The sequence below is a fragment of the Bifidobacterium sp. LH_230 genome (assembly GCF_056357555.1).
On sequence record NZ_JBKEWJ010000002.1, the window covers coordinates 66,319 to 84,530 of the forward strand.

Consider the following 18,212-nt stretch of genomic DNA (forward strand, 5'->3'; position numbering starts at 1 on the left):
TGGGTGCATGATGATTGTGGGGCTGCTGGTCGGGCTGGTTGCGGGGATTGCGATCGGGGTGGCGGCGTATGGGCGGCAGATGCGGCGGATGGCGCGGTTCTTGCGCGAGCGACCGGCGGGGAGCAACGCACGATTGGGCGTGGAATTGCCGGGCGAGACGAGCCGGGAGCTGGCTCGCGCGATCAACGCGCAGCTGGACGCGATACAGGACGAGCGGATCGCCGCGATGACCAAGGCGCAGGAGTTCCAGCGTGATCTGTCGTCGCTTGCTCATGACGTGCGTACGCCGTTGATGGGCGCGCAAGGGCATGTCCAGCTGGCGATGGCGGGGGAGCTGTCTGCGGATGACGGGCGGCATCTGCGGGCGGCGCTGCAACGGTTGGATGACATGCGCGGGCTGCTCGACCAGCTGTTCGCCTACGCACGGGCGAACGATCCCGATCGCACGCTTGACCTTGAGTCGGTCGCCGTACAGCCGCTTGTGGCGGAAGTGCTCGTCGGTCATTATCCCGAGTTCGAACAGCTCGGATGGGAGCCGACCATCGACTTCGACGACGAACGGTTCACGCTGGAAGCCGATCGGACCGCGTTGCGACGCATCGTCGACAACCTCGTCACCAACGCGCTGCGTCACGGCAGCGGCGCTCCTACGATCACGCAGCGCGGCGATACGGTTTCGTTCTCCAATCCGATCGGCGCCGAAGCCGCCGCGGGGCTTGACCCGAGCAAACTGTTCGACCGGTTCTATCAGGCCGACGACACACGTGGCACACGCGGCTCCGGTCTGGGGCTCGCCGTCGCGCAGTCTCTCGCGCAAGCCATGCATCTACGACTGAGGGCGGCGCTAAGGGCGGGACATGAAGATCATGCCTCAACGCTGGTTATCGCTATTCACCCGGCATGATTCGATGACTATACGAAAGCGGTTTGGAAGGTTTTCCCCATCGCCGCTGCAAGCCGTGCAAGCGTGACTATGGTGGGAGAAGTCTCGCCGTGCTCGATATTGATAATGGTGGTCTTGGCTACACCGCTTTCACGGGACAGCGCGTCCATGCTCATGCCGGCGTCGGTTCGCGCTTTGGAAAGCTGAATGCCCACGGTCATTTGAGCCATGTAGGCGTTGACCAATTCCGCCATTTCCGGATCTTGCATGGCCTCATTGAACATGTCGTCAAATGATTGTGTTGGCATTGTGTTCCTCCTGGTATTGCTTCATGATCCGGTGTGCCGTGGCTAGTTCTCGCTTTGGCGTCTTCTGCGTCTTTTTGGTGAATCCGTGAGTGATGATGCAGGTGTTTCCCTGAATGAAGAAGAATGGTGCTCTCTGGATATTGCCTCCGAATTGTGATCGAATTTCCCATATGTCAGTGTCGAGCTTTTTCACCCATTCTTGTTGCATGGCAACGCCGATGCCGAAGATTTCTATGTTTCTGATAGTCGCATACACTTTGGCGCGATCATTGCGTCTGAGCTTGCGCACCCATTCCAAGAATGGTGACACTCCCTCCTTGGTTTGGTAATACAGAAATTGCAGCATGTTGTTTCTCCTTGTATGGTAGTGAATTCACTACCGAATGTCAATGTGGAATCAGTCGTGACCGTTAAAGGTATCCATTTCGGTGTAGCGGTCGGCGGACGGGGCGATGGGGATGCCGCCATGCATCATGCGGCCGCGATAGTAGCGGGTCTCCTCGAGTTCGCCGTCGATGACCTGATGGAAATGTTGTTCGTGCGCGTTGACCGCGGGGGAGCCGAGGTCGGTCGCGTTCTGATAGGCGGCCTGATGGTATTTGAGCCAGTGCGTGATCTCCTTGCCGTCCGGCGCGTTCTGGACTTCGGCGCCGGCGTAATCGCGGCTCCATGACGAGGCCGCCGTGCCGGGGGTGCAGGAGCCCGCGCCGTCGATCGTGCCGTATGTGGTGCCGTCGGCGGTTTTCGTCGCGTAGCCGTGGATGGTCAGCCAGTTCTCGGATGCGGGATTCGCGGCCCCATCGAGCGCGGCGACCAGTTCATCCTCCATTTCAATGCTGGTCACCCATGTCCTCGACGGGATCGGATGGTTCGCGACTGGCGAGCCGGCCGTCACCACATGGTCGATCGTGTACTGGTCGGCCATGTCCGCGGCGATCGCGGCCGCGACGATGCCGCCTTGCGAGTGTCCGATCAGCGCGACCGGCTCGTCGGGGCCGATGCCGGCCTGTCGCATCGCCTCGACCACCATGCGGGCGCTGTCCGCACCCATGCGCTGCTTGGGATCGTCGCTCATCAGTTCGACGTTCTGCGCCCATCCGAACGGCGAATCGTCCTCGCCGTCCGTGCCCGGAATCGTCACCAGCCAGCCGACCGAACCGTCGGCCCTCCGGTATTTCTGGATCGCGATCGTCGCATAATCCAATCCGCTGCCCAGATCCACCTTGCCGAGCCGTTCCTCGGCCAGGCGTCGCAGATGCTCCAACGATTGCGCGACGGACGACGACGCGCCGACCACCGGCATGTCGGTCGCGACCTCCTGCACGTCGAGCGTGTTGCCCTGCAGGAGATCCTTCACGGGTTTGGACAACAAGGCGAATCGGCCTGCCGCCACGTTCACCTCGTCGGTGCGTCCGAGACTCTCGATCGGATTGATGCCGGAGGCGAACGACCCCAATCCGCTCATCAATCCCTCGTGCGCCCCGGCGGAGGATGTCAGACCCCAGATCGGGTTGAACCGGCCCTCGTGCAGGGAGCCGGCCACCATGCCGCTACCGGCCAAGGCGGCCGCGCCTGCCGCGGTGTAGCCGGGCTGATAGCGGGACACGCCTTGCGTCAGCTCGTTGACCAGACGGGCCGCCCACGATTCGCCGTCCGCATACAGGCTGTGGGCGCGGATCAGCAGCATCGCCATATCGTCGAGTCGGGCGCCGAGGCGTTCGCATTCGCGCGCATGGTCGACGCATCGGCCGATCAGCCGGTCGTACGGCAACGTGGCATGTCCCGCTATCTCGCCGCCGACCAGACCGGAGGCGAGCGTGGCGCACAGCGGCACGCTGAATCGTTGCTGCGCCAGATGCAAGGCGGTGGCGGACCATGAAGACGCCGCGGCTCTCCAGTCGCCGGCGGCGTCGAGCAAAGCGCGGGCCGTGGCCGTATACTCCTCCCGGGTGGCGGCCGAATACCGTGTGCCGCCGTGGATGACCGACGTGACCTGCCATCCCATCATGCACCGCCGATCCAGGCGATGCGATGCGTCTGTGTCGCGGCGTCCAGCATGCATTGCCCGTCGGAAACGAATTCGGCCAAACGTTGACGGAACAGGGCGGCGGCGTTGCCTTCCCAGGATATGCCGAGCGCGCGGGTCCGTGCGGCCGCGGTGCGCTCGGCGGCGACTCGCGTGGATCGCTCGTTCAGGGCGACCGAGTCGCGTCCGCCGGCCACGACGGTGCGGCACCGGCAGACGGCGGATATGCCAAACGGGACGTATGGCGTCGGGGATGCGGCGAACGGGGATGCCGGCGCGGCGAAGGGCGAGGTCTGCTGTGTGAAGATAGCGGTGTTCATGAACTCATTGAACGGGGCGCGACCGGGGTGTGTCCAGTTGAAACGGGGCTGTGGACGCAACCTCGAGTTTCGGGCGTGTTGTGGATAACCCAGTGTGATTCGTCCACAATTCAGCCGTATTGCGGACGTCCGGTCTGGCGCTACACTGGGCAACTATGCCGACAACAGACGTCCTTACCAATTCCGCTCATCCCAAGCGGACAATCAAACGCGTACGCAAGGACCCCGACGAACGACGTCGCGAGATCCTCGCCGCCGCGGTCCGGCTGATCTCCGAACGCGGCTACAACGGCATCTCCCTGCAGGACGTGGCCGACGAAGTGGGCGTGACCAAGCAGGGCGTGCTGCGCTACATCGGCAGCAAGGACAACCTGTTGGCGATGGTGTACCGCGACAACTACAACGCCACCGGCAACGTCGAGGAATTCATGGAGTCCGGACTGCCCGGCAGCACACCCGACGATCTGCGGTTCCCGGCCTACCTGCGATTCCTGGTGCGGTACAACTCCGGGCGTCGCATGCTGGTCCAGCTGTTCTCCGTGCTGCAGGTCGAGTCGTTTAACCCCGATCATCCGCTGCACGACGAGTTCGCGGGACGCGCGGACGGGATGTGGGAATACTATTCCGCATTCGACTGGCATATTCCGCCGCAGATGGGATCGTGGGACGAGAACATGCGGCCGGTCGTGCGCCGGGCGATGGAGACGATGGACGGCGTGCAGCTGCGATGGCTGCGCGAGCCGGCCATCGACCTCAACGAGGAATGGGCCGATTTCGAGCCGCTGCTGTTCCCTGCAGAGGTGTGGAGGGGGTATTGCTGACGGTCCGTCATGAACGTGATGTGAATCGGTTTTTGATGCCTGCTATGTGCAACTGCGTATGAGTTGTCCCGTGCGGATGCGCGTGTCGTGTGCACCCTCGTATTAAACTACCAGTTGGTAACTAAAATCGTCTTTGGATTTCATCGAAGAAAGCGAAACCGCCATGACCACAACCGACTCGACCCTGCCATATCGAAATCCTGATCTGGCGGATGATGTGCGCATCGCCGACCTGCTCTCCCGCATGACGCTGGAGGAGAAGGTCGGCCAGATGATGCAGCTCGACGCCCGCAGCGCCGACCTCGAGGACCTGATCGTCAACAAGCACGTCGGTTCGATCCTGCACACCAGCCCGGAGGACCTGCCGAAGGCCGTGCGTCTCGTCAACGAGCGCACCCGTCTGGGCATTCCGCTGGTCATCGGCGACGACTGCATCCACGGCTACTCGTTCTGGTCCGGCGCCACGATCTTCCCCGAACAGCTCGGCATGGCCGCCAGCTGGGACCCGGACAGAATCGAGGCCGCCGGGCGCGCCACCGCCGAGGAGGTCTCCTGCACCGGCGTGCACTGGACGTTCTCCCCGGTGCTGTGCATCGCGCGCGACACCCGCTGGGGGCGCGTGGGGGAGACGTTCGGCGAGGATCCGACGCTCATCGGCGAACTCGCCTCCGCGATCGTGCGCGGCTATCAGGGCGGCGCCAAGGCTGGCGAGCCGCTGCCCAAGGACGCGATCCTCGCCTGCGCCAAGCACTTCGCCGGCTACTCCGAAACGCAGGGCGGACGCGACGCGTCCGAAGCCGACCTGAGCCACCGCAAGCTCGAATCATGGTTCCTGCCTCCGTTCGAGCGCGTCGCGAAGGAAGGCTGCGGCACGTTCATGCTTGGCTACGAGTCGATCGACGGCGTGCCGGTCACATTCAACAAGTGGCTGCTCACCGACAAGCTGCGCGGGGCATGGAACTACCGCGGCATGCTCATCACCGACTGGGACAACGTCGGCCGTTCCGTATGGGAGCAGAAGGTCAAGCCGGACTACGCGCACGCGGCCGCCGACGCGGTCAAGGCCGGCAACGACCTCGTCATGACCACGCCGCAGTTCTACGAGGGTGCGCTCGAGGCCGTGCGCACCGGACTGCTCGACGAATCGCTCATCGACGCGGCCGTCTCGCGCATCCTCGCCGTCAAGTTCCGTCTCGGCCTGTTCGAGGACCCTCGTCTGCCTGATGAGACGCGCATCGCCTCCGTGATCGGCTCCGACGCCCACCGTCACACGAATCTCGAACTGGCCCGCGAATCCGTCGTGTTGCTGCGCAATGACGGTGCGCTGCCGTTCGTGGCCGAAACCGCGAGCCGCATCGCCGTCGTCGGACCGCTCGCCGACGACGCGCAGAACCAGCTTGGCGACTGGGCCGGCAGCTCCGGCCAGGTCAACTGGATGCCCGACGGTCAGCCGCGTGACATGATCGCCACCGTGCTTGACGGCATCCGCCAGCTCGCCGGCGATTCGTGCGATGTCGTGTACTCGCGCGGCGCGAACGTCGTCGACCTCGTGGATGATCCGGCCGGCAAGTTCTTCCCGGACGGCCAGCCGCGACCGAAGGTCGCCGTCAACGCGGCCGTCGACCAAGGCCTGATCGACGAGGCCGTGGACAATGCGCGTCAATCCGACGTCATCGTCGCCGTAGTCGGCGATGTCGTCCAGCTGATCGGCGAAAGCTGCTCGACCGCCACGCTCGACCTGCTGGGCGGTCAGAACGCGCTGCTCGACGCGCTTGCGGCCGTTTCCCGCGAAACCGGCAAGCCGATGGTCACCGTGCTCATCAGCTCCAAGCCGCAGATCCTGCCCGCGAGCATCGTCGGCGCGAACGACGTGTTCGCCAAGCGTTGCAACGACCCGACCGCCGGCGTCGGCTCGATCCTGTGGGCGCCCAGCCCCGGCATGGAAGGTGGGCGCGCCATCGCCGAGATCATCCTCGGCCACGTCAACCCGTCCGGGCGACTGCCGATCACGTTCCCGCGCCACGCCGGCCAGCTGCCGGTCTACTACAACCAGATCCGCGGCCAGCACGGAGACCGCTACGCCGACCTCACGCAGGACCCGGCGTTCGCATTCGGCGAAGGCGAGGGCTACACGACGTTCGAGTACGGCGAACCGACCATCACCGGCGGCGCCTCGTATGACGACGGCGCGTTCGCGGTCGGCGACACCGTGCATGCCTCGATCACGCTGACGAACACCGGCGAGAGGACCGGCACCGAAGTCGTGCAGGCGTACATCAACGACGTCGTCACCTCCTACAGCTGGACCGACCGCGAATTGAAGGCGTTCCGCCGCGTCACCCTAGAACCCGGCGAAAGCACGACCGTCACGTTCGACATCCCCGTCGCCGACTGCACCATCGTCGACCCGGACGCGCGCCGCATCGTCGAACCCGGCGAGTTCGAACTGCTCATCGGCCACTCGTCGCGCCGCAGCGACCTCAAGTCCGTGACGTTCACCGTCGCGTAGTGCTTCGTCGGGCTTAAATTGATGCGTGCTCATTCTTGGCTCCCTCGGTTAGGCCGATCCGTATAGCAAACGCCGGCGGCGTTTGTAGGCGAGGTGCGAGCGACAGCGAGCCAGCAGAGCGCGGCCGCAGGCCGTCCGCAGTTGCAGGACGCTGTCGGCGAAGCCGACTGGGGGAGTATCAAAGCCGTCATATTAAATTCGACAAAGTACTAAGCCGCTTGACGCAAGAAGCGTCGTCTATTGCCCGTTTTGCCGTTCTCATATACGGCGAAACGGGCAATTCTGTATGTGTCGCAGAGGAAGCTCCTCGGTGATCGTGCTCCGTCGTGCCGTATATCTGATAGTCTAGTTACCAATCGGTCAATTATCGGGCGGTGACGATGCCGTTCGTGATGGCCGTCCGTTGTTTGAAACGAGGCTCATATGAGCGATATCGCATCCACGCTTCCGTCCATCGACGACCTGACGCTGGAAGAGAAGGCGTCGCTGACATCCGGTTCCGACGCATGGCATCTGCAAGGCGTGGAATCCAAAGGCATCCCCGGCTACATGATCACCGACGGGCCGCACGGTCTGCGCAAGGCGGACGCCTCCAGCACCGGCGAAACCGACCTGAACGCGTCCGTGCCCGCCACCTGCTTCCCTCCGGCGGCCGGACTCGCCAGCTCGTGGAACCCGGACCTCGTGCGCGAGGTCGGCGAGGCAATGGGCGAGGAATGCGTGCAGGAGAAGGTCGCCGTGATCCTCGGTCCCGGCGTCAACATCAAACGCAACCCGCTCGGCGGTCGCTGCTTCGAATACTGGTCCGAAGACCCGTACCTGGCGGGCCATGAGGCGATCGGCATCGTCGAAGGCGTGCAATCCAAGGGCGTGGGCACCTCGCTCAAGCATTTCGCCGCCAACAACCAGGAAACCGACCGCCTGCGCGTCTCCGCACGCATCTCGCCGCGCGCCCTGCGCGAAATCTACCTGCCGGCGTTCGAATACATCGTCAAACACGCGCAGCCGTGGACGGTCATGTGCTCCTATAACCGGATCAACGGCGTACATTCCGCGCAGAACCGTTGGCTGCTCACCGACGTGCTGCGCAAGGAATGGGGATTCAAAGGCATCGTCATGTCTGACTGGGGCGCCGACCATGACCGCGTCGCCTCGCTCAACGCCGGGCTCAACCTCGAAATGCCGCCGACCGGCACTGACGGGAAGATCGTGGACGCCGTGAAAGGCGGGCGCATCCAGCCGGCACAGCTCGACGACATGGCGCAAGGCATGATCGATCTGGTCAACAAGACCCGTGCCGCGATGAGCGTCGACGGATACCGGTTCGACGTGGACGCGCACCACGAGATCGCGCGCCGCGCCGCCGCCGAATCGATCGTGCTGCTCAAGAACGACGATGCGATCCTGCCGGCGAGCAAGGCCGCGAAGATCGCTGTAATCGGCGAATTCGCGCGCACCCCGCGATATCAGGGCGGCGGCTCGTCGCACATCACCCCGACCAAAACGACCTCATTCCTCGACGCGCTCACTGACCGCGGCATCAACGCCGCATTCGCGCCCGGATTCACGCTTGACCTCGCCCCAGCCGATCCGACCCTCGAATCGCAGGCCGTGGACGTCGCCAAGGGCGCGGACGTCGTGCTCATGTTCCTCGGACTTCCGGAAGCCGCGGAATCCGAAGGATTCGACCGCGACACCATCGACCTGCCTGCCAAGCAGATCGAACTGCTGCAACGGGTCGCCGCCGCCAACGCCAATGTGATCGTCGTACTGTCCAATGGCTCCGTCGTCTCCGTCGCGCCGTGGGCGGCACAGGCCAAGGGCATCCTCGAATCGTGGCTGCTCGGCCAGGCCGGCGGCGCGGCGCTCGCCGACATCGTCTTCGGCGACGCGACCCCGTCCGGCAAGCTCGCACAGACCATCCCGATGGACATCAACGACGATCCGAGCATGATGAACTGGCCCGGCGAGGAAGGGCACGTCGACTACGGCGAAGGCGTGTTCGTCGGCTACCGCTACTACGACACGTACGGCAAGGCGGTCGACTATCCGTTCGGCTACGGACTGAGCTACACGACGTTCGACATCACGGACATATCGGCCGTCAAGACCGGTGCGAACAGCGCCACGGTGAGCGCGACCGTGACCAATACGGGATCGATGACCGGAGCCGAGGTCGTGCAGGTGTACGTCGCGCCCGGCAAGGCCGATGTCGCCCGTCCCCGGCACGAGCTGAAGGGATTCGCCAAGGTGACCGTGTCGCCCGGCGAGTCGCGCACCGTGACCATTGATCTGGACGACCGCGCGTTCGCATACTGGTCGGAGAAGTTCGATGACTGGCACGTCGAAGCCGGCGAATACACGATCGAGGTGGGCGTCAGCTCGCGCGATATCGTGGCGGCGGTGCCGGTCGCGCTCGACGGCGACGGCAAGTCGATGCCGCTCGACGACTGGTCGACGTTCGGCGAATGGTCGGCCGACCCGGTCGGCGCGAAGGTCGTCGCGGCGCTCGAGGCCGCGGGCGAGCGCGGCGACATGCCGAAGCTGCCGGACAACGACATGATGCGCATGTTCCTCATGAGCTCGCCGATCAATTCGATGTCGATGCTGGTAGGCGCCGACGGCACGTCGATCACTGATTTCATGCTTGCCGAATACGCGAAGCTGACCAAGTAGTTTCGGGCCGTCGGAACGAGGGTGGGGCTACACCAGGCGCGGCTCCACCCTCGTGGTCTTTGACGACGACACGCCGATTGTTGTATGTGCAACTGTTGTATGTGGGACGTATTATTCTTTTCTGTTGCATATACAACAGTTTCATGTGGGACTGTTGTATGACCAACATTATGATGGGAGGCATATGGATCAGCATGTCCTCAGCATCGAAATGCGCATGCTTTCCAAGGCCGTGGACCGGTATCTGGGCGAAAGCATGCCGGAATCGGCGCGGGATGCGACCGGAGGCAACGCCCACATCATCCTGTTCCTCGCCCGTAACCGGGACAAGCCGATCTACCAGCACACCATCGAGCAGAAGTTCTGCATCACCCGATCCACCGCGTCGCGCGTACTTGCCCTGATGGAGAAGAAGGGGCTTATCATACGCGAACCGGTGCCGCACGACGCGCGGCTCAAACGCATCGTGCTGACGCCCAAGGCCGACGAGATCGTCGCCGATCTCAAGGCGAACGGCGAGCGGACCGAGCGTCTGCTGGTCGAAGGACTGAGTCCGTTGGAACAGGCAACACTGCGCCAATGCATCCGACGCATGCGGCAGAACATCAACGAGGCACAGCGCGAATTTGAACAACATGCGGTTCCCCAGACACATACGGCGCCATCGCCGGACGAGGAACCCGAAAACGCCGACCATACGAAGGAGGAGAGCAAATGAGCGATAACGCAGCCGCCACCGAAGCGGCCATCGAACGGTCGCGCAAGGCCGTCGAACCGGCCCGGCCGAAGCACATCATCCGCACACTCGCCGGATCGATGCGCGAGTACAGGAAGGAAAGCCTGCTCACGCCGCTGTTCGTGTTCATCGAAAGCATCCTGGAAATCGTGATCCCCACGGTCATGGCCTCGCTCATCGACCAGGGCATCACCGGCGGCAGCATGCCCGCCATCGTCAAGTTCGGGCTGATCCTGCTCATCTGCTCGCTTGTCTCGCTCTCCTGCGGCTTCCTCGCCGGCAAGTTCGCGGCCATCGCAGCCGCCGGCTTCGCGAAGAACCTGCGCCGCGACCAGTTCGAGAAGGTGCAGGCGTTCAGCTTCACCAACATCGACCGGTTCTCCACCGGTTCGATCATCACCCGCCTGACCACCGATGTGACCAACCTGCAGAACGCGTACGGCATGATGATCCGCATGGGCGTGCGCGCGCCGATCATGGTCGTCGTCGCATGGATCTTCTCGTTCCGCATCTCGCCGTCGATCTCGCTCGTGTTCCTCGCCTGCGTGCCGATCCTGGGCCTCGGCCTGTGCGGCCTCGCCGTCCTCGTGCACCCGGTGTTCGAGCGCGTGTTCCACACGTACGACGCGCTCAACAACGTCGTCGACGAGAACCTGCAGGGCATCCGCGTCGTTAAGTCCTACAACCGCGAATCCTTCGAGATCTCCAAGTTCGACCGCATCTCGCAGCGCATCTTCAAGGACTTCACCAAGGCCGAACGCATCATGAGCTTCAACAGCCCGATCATGATGTTCTGCATCTACGCGTCGATGATCCTCATCTCGTGGATGGGCGCGCAGCAGATCGTCGCCTCCGGCAACAACGCCGCGCTGGGCCTGACCACCGGCGACCTGACCGCGTTGGTCACCTACGCGATGCAGATCCTCATGGCCATGATGATGCTGTCGATGATCTTCGTCATGATCATCATCTCCCAGGCGTCCGCCGAACGCATCTGCCAGGTGCTGCAGGAGGAAAGCACCGTGACGAACCCGGCCAAGCCGGTCACGACCGTCGCCGACGGCTCGATCAGCTTCGACCACGTCACGTTCCGCTACTCCGGTACCTCCGAAAAGCCGGTCTTGGACGATATCAACCTTGGTATCTGGTCTGGCATGACCGTCGGCATCGTCGGCGGTACCGGTTCCTCCAAGTCGTCGCTCGTGCAGCTGATCCCGAGACTGTACGACGTCAGCTCCGGCTCGCTCAAGGTCGGCGGCGTGGACGTGCGCGACTACGATCTCGAGGTCCTGCGCGACCAGGTCGCGATGGTATTGCAGAAGAACGTGCTGTTCTCCGGCACCATCGCCGAAAACCTGCGCTGGGGCAACCCGAACGCCACCGACGAGGAGATCCGCTACGCCTGCCAGCTCGCGCAGGCCGACGGCTTCATCCAGGAATTCCCCGACAAGTACGACACGTACATCGAACAGGGCGGCACCAACGTCTCCGGCGGCCAACGCCAGCGCCTGTGCATTGCGCGAGCGCTGCTCAAGAAGCCGAAGATCCTGATCCTCGACGACTCGACCTCGGCCGTCGACACCAAGACCGACAAGCTGATCCGCGCCGCGTTCCACAACGAGATCCCGGACACGACCAAGATCATCATCGCCCAGCGCGTCGCCTCCGTACAGGAATCCGACATGATCCTCGTCATGGACAACGGCCGCATCATGGCCCGCGGCACGCACGACGAGCTGCTGAAGACCTGCGACGAATACCGGTCCATCTACGAATCCCAGACCAAGAACACCGCCGAAGGACAGGCCGCGCTCGACGCCGCGGCCGCCAAGGAAGCCGCTGCGGTGCGAAACGCCGAACAGGAAGGAAAAGCGCGATGAGCGACAAGAAGCAGAACTTCGCCAATCGCAAACCGGGCATGGGCAAACCCGCCCCCGGCACCACCAAGCGCATCTTCGGATACATCATGGCATACCGGTGGCGCGTGATCGCCATCGTGATCTGCATCCTCGTCGGCGCGGCCGCACAGGCCGGCTCCGCGCTGTTCCTCCAGTCGCTCATCGACACGTACATCCTGCCGATGGTGGGGGCCGAGAACCCCGACTGGGGGCCACTGCTGCGAGCCGTCACCCTCATGGGATGCCTGTACGTCGCCGGCATCGTGGCAAGCTGGCTATGGCAGTGGCTCATCGTCACCGTCGAACAGGGCACGTTGAAGAAGATCCGCGACGACATGTTCGCCCACCAGCAGTACCTGCCGATCCGCTACTTCGACACCAACGAGCACGGCGACATCATGAGCCGCTACACCAACGACACCGACACGCTGCGCCAGGCCATCAGCCAATCGTTCCCGCAGATGTTCGCCTCGATGATCTCCGCGGTCGCCGCCATCATCTCCATGCTGTGGCTGTCCATCCCGATCACCGTGTTCGTGCTGCTGTTCACCGTGCTCCTGTTCTTCATCATCCGCAAGGTCGTCTCCCGCGCCGGACGCTACTTCGTCAAGCAGCAGCAATGGCTCGGCGACGTCAACGCGTTCGTCGAGGAATCCGTCAACGGGCAGAAGGTCATCAAGGTCTTCAACCACGAGGACGCCACGCAGAAGACCTTCGACGAGAAGAACGAGGAACTGTTCGAAGCGGCCGCCGAAGCGAACACGTGGGGCAACGTCACCATGCCGATCGTCGGCAACATGGGCTACATGCTCTACATCCTGCTCGCCATCGTCGGCGGCGCGATGGCCCTCGGCGGCGTCGGCAACGTCGGCCTGTCGGGCTTCGGCACGTTGACGCTCGGCACCCTCATCTCCCTGCTCACCCTGTCGCGCTCGTTCATCAACCCGCTCGGCCAGGTCTCCATGCAGCTCAACATGGTGATGATGGCGCTCGCCGGCGCATCCCGCATCTTCGCGCTCATGGACGAGGCCGTCGAGGCCGACAACGGCACGGTGACGCTCGTCAACGTCGAACTCGGCCCGGACGGCCGCGCCATGCGCGAAGTCGACCACGAGACCGGCCATTGGGCGTGGAAGCGCGAGGAAGGCGACGACGGAACGCGTTCGCTCAAGGCCGCCGAAAAGCTCAAGGGAGCTGCCCGCGAAGTCGCCGTCAAGGCCAAGGAACAGGCCGTCACCTCGCCGGACGGACGCTACACGCTGCTGCGCGGCGACGTGCGCTTCACCAACGTGACCTTTGGTTACAACCCCGACAAGCCGGTATTGCACGACATCACCTGGTTCGCCAAGCCGGGCCAGAAGGTCGCGCTCGTCGGCGCGACCGGCGCGGGCAAAACCACGGTGACCAACCTCATCAACCGGTTCTACGACATTCAGGAAGGCCAGATCCTCTACGACGGCATTTCGGTCGCCGGCATCAAAAAGCCCGATCTGCGCCGCTCGCTCGGCATCGTGCTGCAGGACGTGAACCTGTTCACCGGCACCGTGATGGACAACATCCGCTACGGCCGGCTCGACGCCACCGACGAGGAATGCATCGAGGCCGCGAAGCTCGTGAACGCGGACGGCTTCATTCGCATGCTGCCGCAGGGCTACCAGACCGTGCTCGAAGGCGACGGTTCCGGCCTGTCGCAGGGCCAGCGCCAGCTGATCTCGATCGCGCGCGCCGCGGTCGCCGACCCGCCGGCACTGATCCTCGACGAGGCCACTTCGTCGATCGACACCCGCACCGAGGAGGTCGTGCAGGCCGGCATGGACGCGCTCATGAAGGGGCGCACCGTGTTCGTCATCGCGCACCGCCTGTCCACCGTGCGCAACTCCGACGTGATCATGGTGCTCGACCACGGCAACATCATCGAACGCGGCTCGCACGACGAACTCATCGCGCAGCGAGGAGAGTATTACCAGCTTTACACTGGCGCGGTGGAACTCGAGTAACAAGCCGATACGGACGGCCTGACGGCCGACTGTCACATACCTCAGCGCTGCCGCGCTTCGGCGTCGCCTACGGACAGTCCACTGGACTGTCCGCTTGACGGCTCCGCAGCTTTACACTGGCGCGGTGGAACTCGAGTAACGGCTGGTGTCGTAGGGGCTTTCCGAAAGGAAGGCCCCTTTTCACGTATATGGAACGCCGATTAAGCTGGACGATGATACGACGCGCGAAAGGAGCGGACATGGACAACGATGCGGTGCTCGACATGCTGGAGCGAATCGGCGGCGACGTGGCCGTGGTCGGATCGATGAACGCCGACTATACGGTCGTGACCGAACGGTTGCCGAAACCGGGAGAGACGGTGAACGCGGGACCGCTCGTCATCCTGCCCGGCGGCAAATCAGGCAACCAGGCCGCATCGGCCGCCAAGCTCGGCGCCCATGTGCGCCTGTTCGGCTCGGTGGGCGACGACACGAACGCCGACTTCCTGCTCGGCGAACTCAACAAGGCCAGAGTGGACACGGCGCATATCCGCCACGTGCCCGGTCCCAGCGGCACCACCGTCATCACCGTGGACGCGCACGGCGAAAACACGATCGTCTATTCACCAGGCTCCAACGCACAGGTCGACGTCGCCTACATCGAAGCGTCGCGGAACGCGCTCACCTCGGCCACCGTGCTCGGACTGTGCCTCGAAAGCCCGATGGACACGGTCATCGCGGCCGCACGCGCGGCTCACGACGCCGGCATGACGGTGCTCGTCAACAACTCGCCGTTCGTGCCGCGACTGCCGCAGGAACTGGTGGATGCAACCGACATCCTGCTCGTCAACGAGCATGAAATGGCGCAGATGCTCGACATCGACGAGCCGGTCGACGGGGACTGGAACGATTTCGACTGGACGGACGCGCGGCAACGCATGGCCGTGCTCGGCTTCCGGCGGACGATCGTCACGCTCGGCGGCGAAGGATCGGTGATATTGAACTCCTCGGCATCGTCCGACCCGACGAACGAGACGCATGCGGAACGAACCGGGAACGACGACCGCATCACCCGCATCGCTCCGGTTGCGGTCGATGCTCTCGACACCACTGGATGCGGCGACGCGTTCATGGGCACCATACTTGCCGGCATCGCCTCGGGGTTCGCACTCGACGACGCCGCGCGACTGGCCTCCTACGTGTCCGCCTACGCGGCGACCGGCCACGGCGCCCAAGCCTCATACGGCACCGCCGCGCAGATACGGGACCGGTTCCGGCACTAACCGCGAACACATGGCGTAACCGGCCCGGCGCGTTCGAAGCGCAGCCATCCATCGTCGTGCGACGACTCGGATACACCGCGATGCCGCACGGCAGGTGAAAACCAGTTGAATTCTGCGCGCCGGCGACCGCCGGGACTACCGGCACGCGCTATCCGGCGATACCCTGAATATGGCAAGGATTCGTCCAAGGGAGGCATCCATGAAGAACATCATCCTCGATCTCGACACCGGCATCGACGACACGCTGGCCATCGCCTACGCGCTCGGCAGCGGTGAAGCCGAACTCATCGGCATCACCGGCACTTTCGGCAACGTGACCGTCGATCAGGGCGTACGCAACGTGCTCGCCGTCACCGACCTGTTCGGACACCCCGAAATCCCCGTCTATCGCGGCGTCGACCATCCGCTCGCCAAGGACACGTTCACCGTAAGCGCAGGATCGGCGTTCATCCACGGCAAAAACGGCATCGGCGAAGTCGACATCCCCGACTCGAACCGCGAACCGGAATCCGAATCGGCCGTCGACTTCATCATCGACGCGGCCAAAACGTACGGCAAGGAACTGACCTACGTGCCCACCGGATCGCTCACCAACATCGCGACCGCCCTGCAACGCGCCCCCGAAATCCGCAACCTGCTCGGCGGCATCGTGCTCATGGGCGGTGCGCTCACCGTGCCCGGCAACGTGAACGCGTGGACCGAGGCGAACATCGCGCAGGACCCGGAGGCGGCCGACTACCTGTTCCGCTCCGGCGTACGCAGCGAAATGATCGGCCTCGACGTGACCATGCAGACGCTGCTCACCCGCAAGCAGACCAAGCAGTGGCGCGACCTTGGCATGCCGGCCGGCAGGTTCCTCGCGGACATGACCGACTACTACATCCACGCCTACGAGCAGACCGCGCCCGGACTCGGCGGCTGCGGACTGCACGACCCGCTCGCCGTGGCCACCGCGCTCGACCCGACGCTCGTGGCCACCATGCCGATCAACCTCAAGGTCGAACTGGACGGACCGACCCGCGGCCGCACGATCGGCGACTACGACCGGCTGAACGACCCGTTCAAGACCACGTCGGTCGCCATCGCGGTCAACGTGTCGCGCTTCCTCGACGACTTCATGGCCCGCGTCACGTCCATCGCCGCACACCGTTGACCGGATTCGATTCCGCTTGCCGGGAAACGTCCCGTTCCCTGCTGCTAAGCTGAGCGGCAGGGAACGGGACCATGCAACAGCACGAAACGATACCGGCCGGCGAAGCATACAGCGCATTCGACGAGGAACGATGGGCGAGCGAACCTCCCAAATCACGCTCGCGCACCGCGTTCGAACGCGACCGCGCACGACTCATCCACTCCTCCGCATTACGCAGACTTGGTGCGAAAAGCCAGATTCTGATCGCCGGCACCGACGACTTCGCCCGCACCAGACTCACCCACACGCTCGAAGTCGCCCAGATCGGCCGGCAGATCGGCAAACTGCTCGGCTGCGACCCCGACGTGGTCGACTGCGCATGCCTCGCCCACGACCTCGGCCATCCGCCGTTCGGCCACAACGGCGAACGGGCATTGGCCGATATCGCCGCGAGCATCGGCGGATTCGAAGGCAACGCGCAGACCCTACGGCTGCTCACCCGCCTCGAACCGAAGGTCTTCCACCCCGACGGACGCTCCGCGGGCGTGAACCTCACCCGCGCCTCGCTCGACGCGGCCGTCAAATACCCGTGGACGCTCGCCGAAGCGGACCGGCATCCCAAAGGTGAGCGCAGCAAGAAGTTCTGCGTCTACCCGGACGACGAGCCGGTGTTCCGATGGCTGAAAACCAACGCGCCGGCCGCCACCAAACCCATCGAATGTCAGGTGATGGACCTGGCCGACGACATCGCCTACAGCGTGCACGACGTGGAGGATGCGATCGCCACGGGCGCGTTCGATCCGGTCGCGCTCGTCGACCCGCGCGTGTTGGACGGCATCGTGACCGCGACACGCGAATGGTATGGCAGCCGATGGGACGCGGACGAACTGCTCGCCGCCCTCCGCCGGCTCAAAACCCTGCATCTGTTCCCCGACCATTTCACCGGTTCCAGATCCTCGCTCGCCGGGCTCAAGAACATCACCAGCGACCTGATCGGCCGGTTCTCATGGTCGGTCGAACAGGCCACCCGAGACACGTACGGAGACGGCCCGCTCGTGCGCTACGGCGCGAACGTGGTCATTCCCGACGAGACGAACTATGAGATCGTCGTGCTCAAAGGCATCGCCGTGTACTTCGTCATGGCCCCGAACGAACGCGAACCCATGCATCAGGAGGAGCGCAGGATCATCGAGGACCTGATCGACGTGCTCATGGCGAACGGCGCCGCGCCGTCCGACGCGCTCGAAAGCGTGTTCCTCGACGATTGGAACGAAGCCACCAACGACAACGAACGTCTGCGTGTCGCCATCGATCAGGTCGCCTCCCTCACCGACAACTCCGCCCTGGCCCTCCACTCGATTCTGTGCTGAGCTGGCTTGCCGGTTCCTTACCGGTTCGCTGTCGGTTCGTTGAACAGTGAGATGCGTTGGCCGGGTTCGGCCGGCATATATGATGCCAGACACGCTCCGGGGCGCTCGCCCAAGTCTTACGGTCTGGCATCATATATGCCGGCCGAACCCTCGCTGATCCGTATTGTTACGAAACGTCAGATATTACTCAGCTCAGTGCGAGACTTACGTAACGTATTGCTGGAACGAGGGAGCTGGCGGCGCATGCAATGTGAGACCGTAAGACTCGGGCGAG

14 protein-coding genes are annotated in these 18,212 nt (G+C 63.8%); 10 read left to right on the forward strand and 4 right to left on the reverse strand.

The annotated features are described in order from the left end of the window. Positions 1–7: 7 nt before the first annotated feature. Entirely contained in the window at positions 8–904 is an 897-nt protein-coding gene (locus AC1A0G_RS01355) for a sensor histidine kinase (protein WP_476526930.1), read from the forward strand. Positions 905–912: 8 nt separating this feature from the next. Here the strand turns inward: AC1A0G_RS01355 and AC1A0G_RS01360 are convergent, their stop codons facing one another. From AC1A0G_RS01360 to AC1A0G_RS01375, 4 genes are read right to left on the reverse strand one after another with little or no spacing between them, the layout of a single operon-like run. Further along, on the reverse strand, positions 913–1,191 hold the full coding sequence (locus AC1A0G_RS01360) for a helix-turn-helix domain-containing protein (protein WP_476526932.1): 279 nt from the start codon (positions 1,189–1,191) through the stop codon (positions 913–915). Further along, complete coding sequence (locus AC1A0G_RS01365) at positions 1,172–1,537, reverse strand: type II toxin-antitoxin system RelE/ParE family toxin (protein WP_476526933.1); 366 nt, start codon at positions 1,535–1,537, stop codon at positions 1,172–1,174. Before AC1A0G_RS01365 ends, AC1A0G_RS01360 begins: the two co-directional genes overlap by 20 nt. Positions 1,538–1,588: 51 nt before the next feature. Then, complete coding sequence (locus tag AC1A0G_RS01370) at positions 1,589–3,196, reverse strand: alpha/beta fold hydrolase (protein ID WP_476527121.1); 1,608 nt, start codon at positions 3,194–3,196, stop codon at positions 1,589–1,591. Next, positions 3,196–3,537 (reverse strand): hypothetical protein, encoded by a 342-nt coding sequence (locus tag AC1A0G_RS01375; protein WP_476526935.1) that lies wholly within the window; start codon positions 3,535–3,537, stop codon positions 3,196–3,198. The genes AC1A0G_RS01370 and AC1A0G_RS01375 overlap by 1 nt, the downstream gene beginning before the upstream one ends. Positions 3,538–3,692: 155 nt before the next feature. Between AC1A0G_RS01375 and AC1A0G_RS01380 the strand changes: the two genes are divergently transcribed. The 9 genes from AC1A0G_RS01380 to AC1A0G_RS01420 all read left to right on the forward strand — a co-directional run bounded on the left by AC1A0G_RS01380 (position 3,693) and on the right by AC1A0G_RS01420 (position 17,938). Next, positions 3,693–4,358: a TetR/AcrR family transcriptional regulator gene (locus AC1A0G_RS01380; protein ID WP_476526936.1), complete on the forward strand. Its 666-nt coding sequence runs from the start codon at positions 3,693–3,695 to the stop codon at positions 4,356–4,358. Positions 4,359–4,521: 163 nt separating this feature from the next. Then, positions 4,522–6,867 (forward strand): glycoside hydrolase family 3 N-terminal domain-containing protein, encoded by a 2,346-nt coding sequence (locus tag AC1A0G_RS01385; RefSeq protein ID WP_476526937.1) that lies wholly within the window; start codon positions 4,522–4,524, stop codon positions 6,865–6,867. A gap of 423 nt (positions 6,868–7,290) precedes the next feature. Further along, positions 7,291–9,543, forward strand: a complete 2,253-nt coding sequence (locus AC1A0G_RS01390; RefSeq protein WP_476526939.1) for an exo-alpha-(1->6)-L-arabinopyranosidase — start codon at positions 7,291–7,293, stop codon at positions 9,541–9,543. Between the two features lie 184 nt (positions 9,544–9,727). Further along, on the forward strand, positions 9,728–10,261 hold the full coding sequence (locus AC1A0G_RS01395) for a MarR family winged helix-turn-helix transcriptional regulator (protein WP_476526941.1): 534 nt from the start codon (positions 9,728–9,730) through the stop codon (positions 10,259–10,261). After that, positions 10,258–12,159, forward strand: a complete 1,902-nt coding sequence (locus tag AC1A0G_RS01400) for an ABC transporter ATP-binding protein (RefSeq protein ID WP_476526943.1) — start codon at positions 10,258–10,260, stop codon at positions 12,157–12,159. Before AC1A0G_RS01395 ends, AC1A0G_RS01400 begins: the two co-directional genes overlap by 4 nt. Continuing rightward, complete coding sequence (locus AC1A0G_RS01405) at positions 12,156–14,174, forward strand: ABC transporter ATP-binding protein (protein ID WP_476526945.1); 2,019 nt, start codon at positions 12,156–12,158, stop codon at positions 14,172–14,174. Before AC1A0G_RS01400 ends, AC1A0G_RS01405 begins: the two co-directional genes overlap by 4 nt. A gap of 239 nt (positions 14,175–14,413) precedes the next feature. Beyond that, complete coding sequence (locus AC1A0G_RS01410) at positions 14,414–15,436, forward strand: ribokinase (RefSeq protein WP_476526947.1); 1,023 nt, start codon at positions 14,414–14,416, stop codon at positions 15,434–15,436. Between the two features lie 199 nt (positions 15,437–15,635). Next, positions 15,636–16,589, forward strand: a complete 954-nt coding sequence (locus AC1A0G_RS01415) for a nucleoside hydrolase (RefSeq protein WP_476526949.1) — start codon at positions 15,636–15,638, stop codon at positions 16,587–16,589. A 71-nt stretch (positions 16,590–16,660) separates the two neighbouring features. Next, the gene (locus AC1A0G_RS01420; RefSeq protein ID WP_476526950.1) at positions 16,661–17,938 is read left to right on the forward strand and encodes a deoxyguanosinetriphosphate triphosphohydrolase; all 1,278 of its coding nucleotides are present in this window, start codon (positions 16,661–16,663) and stop codon (positions 17,936–17,938) included. Positions 17,939–18,212: the final 274 nt, after the last annotated feature.

What these genes read in the sequence shown, in the direction of transcription:
- AC1A0G_RS01355 (WP_476526930.1), top strand. Translation starts at nt 8, where the DNA reads ATGATGATTGTGGGGCTGCTGGTCGGGCTGGTTGCGGGGATTGCGATC.
- AC1A0G_RS01365 (WP_476526933.1), bottom strand. Translation starts at nt 1,537, where the DNA reads ATGCTGCAATTTCTGTATTACCAAACCAAGGAGGGAGTGTCACCATTC.
- AC1A0G_RS01405 (WP_476526945.1), top strand. Translation starts at nt 12,156, where the DNA reads ATGAGCGACAAGAAGCAGAACTTCGCCAATCGCAAACCGGGCATGGGC.
- AC1A0G_RS01395 (WP_476526941.1), top strand. Translation starts at nt 9,728, where the DNA reads ATGGATCAGCATGTCCTCAGCATCGAAATGCGCATGCTTTCCAAGGCC.
- AC1A0G_RS01375 (WP_476526935.1), bottom strand. Translation starts at nt 3,537, where the DNA reads ATGAACACCGCTATCTTCACACAGCAGACCTCGCCCTTCGCCGCGCCG.
- AC1A0G_RS01415 (WP_476526949.1), top strand. Translation starts at nt 15,636, where the DNA reads ATGAAGAACATCATCCTCGATCTCGACACCGGCATCGACGACACGCTG.
- AC1A0G_RS01370 (WP_476527121.1), bottom strand. Translation starts at nt 3,196, where the DNA reads ATGGGATGGCAGGTCACGTCGGTCATCCACGGCGGCACACGGTATTCG.
- AC1A0G_RS01400 (WP_476526943.1), top strand. Translation starts at nt 10,258, where the DNA reads ATGAGCGATAACGCAGCCGCCACCGAAGCGGCCATCGAACGGTCGCGC.
- AC1A0G_RS01420 (WP_476526950.1), top strand. Translation starts at nt 16,661, where the DNA reads ATGCAACAGCACGAAACGATACCGGCCGGCGAAGCATACAGCGCATTC.
- AC1A0G_RS01360 (WP_476526932.1), bottom strand. Translation starts at nt 1,191, where the DNA reads ATGCCAACACAATCATTTGACGACATGTTCAATGAGGCCATGCAAGAT.
- AC1A0G_RS01385 (WP_476526937.1), top strand. Translation starts at nt 4,522, where the DNA reads ATGACCACAACCGACTCGACCCTGCCATATCGAAATCCTGATCTGGCG.
- AC1A0G_RS01380 (WP_476526936.1), top strand. Translation starts at nt 3,693, where the DNA reads ATGCCGACAACAGACGTCCTTACCAATTCCGCTCATCCCAAGCGGACA.
- AC1A0G_RS01410 (WP_476526947.1), top strand. Translation starts at nt 14,414, where the DNA reads ATGGACAACGATGCGGTGCTCGACATGCTGGAGCGAATCGGCGGCGAC.
- AC1A0G_RS01390 (WP_476526939.1), top strand. Translation starts at nt 7,291, where the DNA reads ATGAGCGATATCGCATCCACGCTTCCGTCCATCGACGACCTGACGCTG.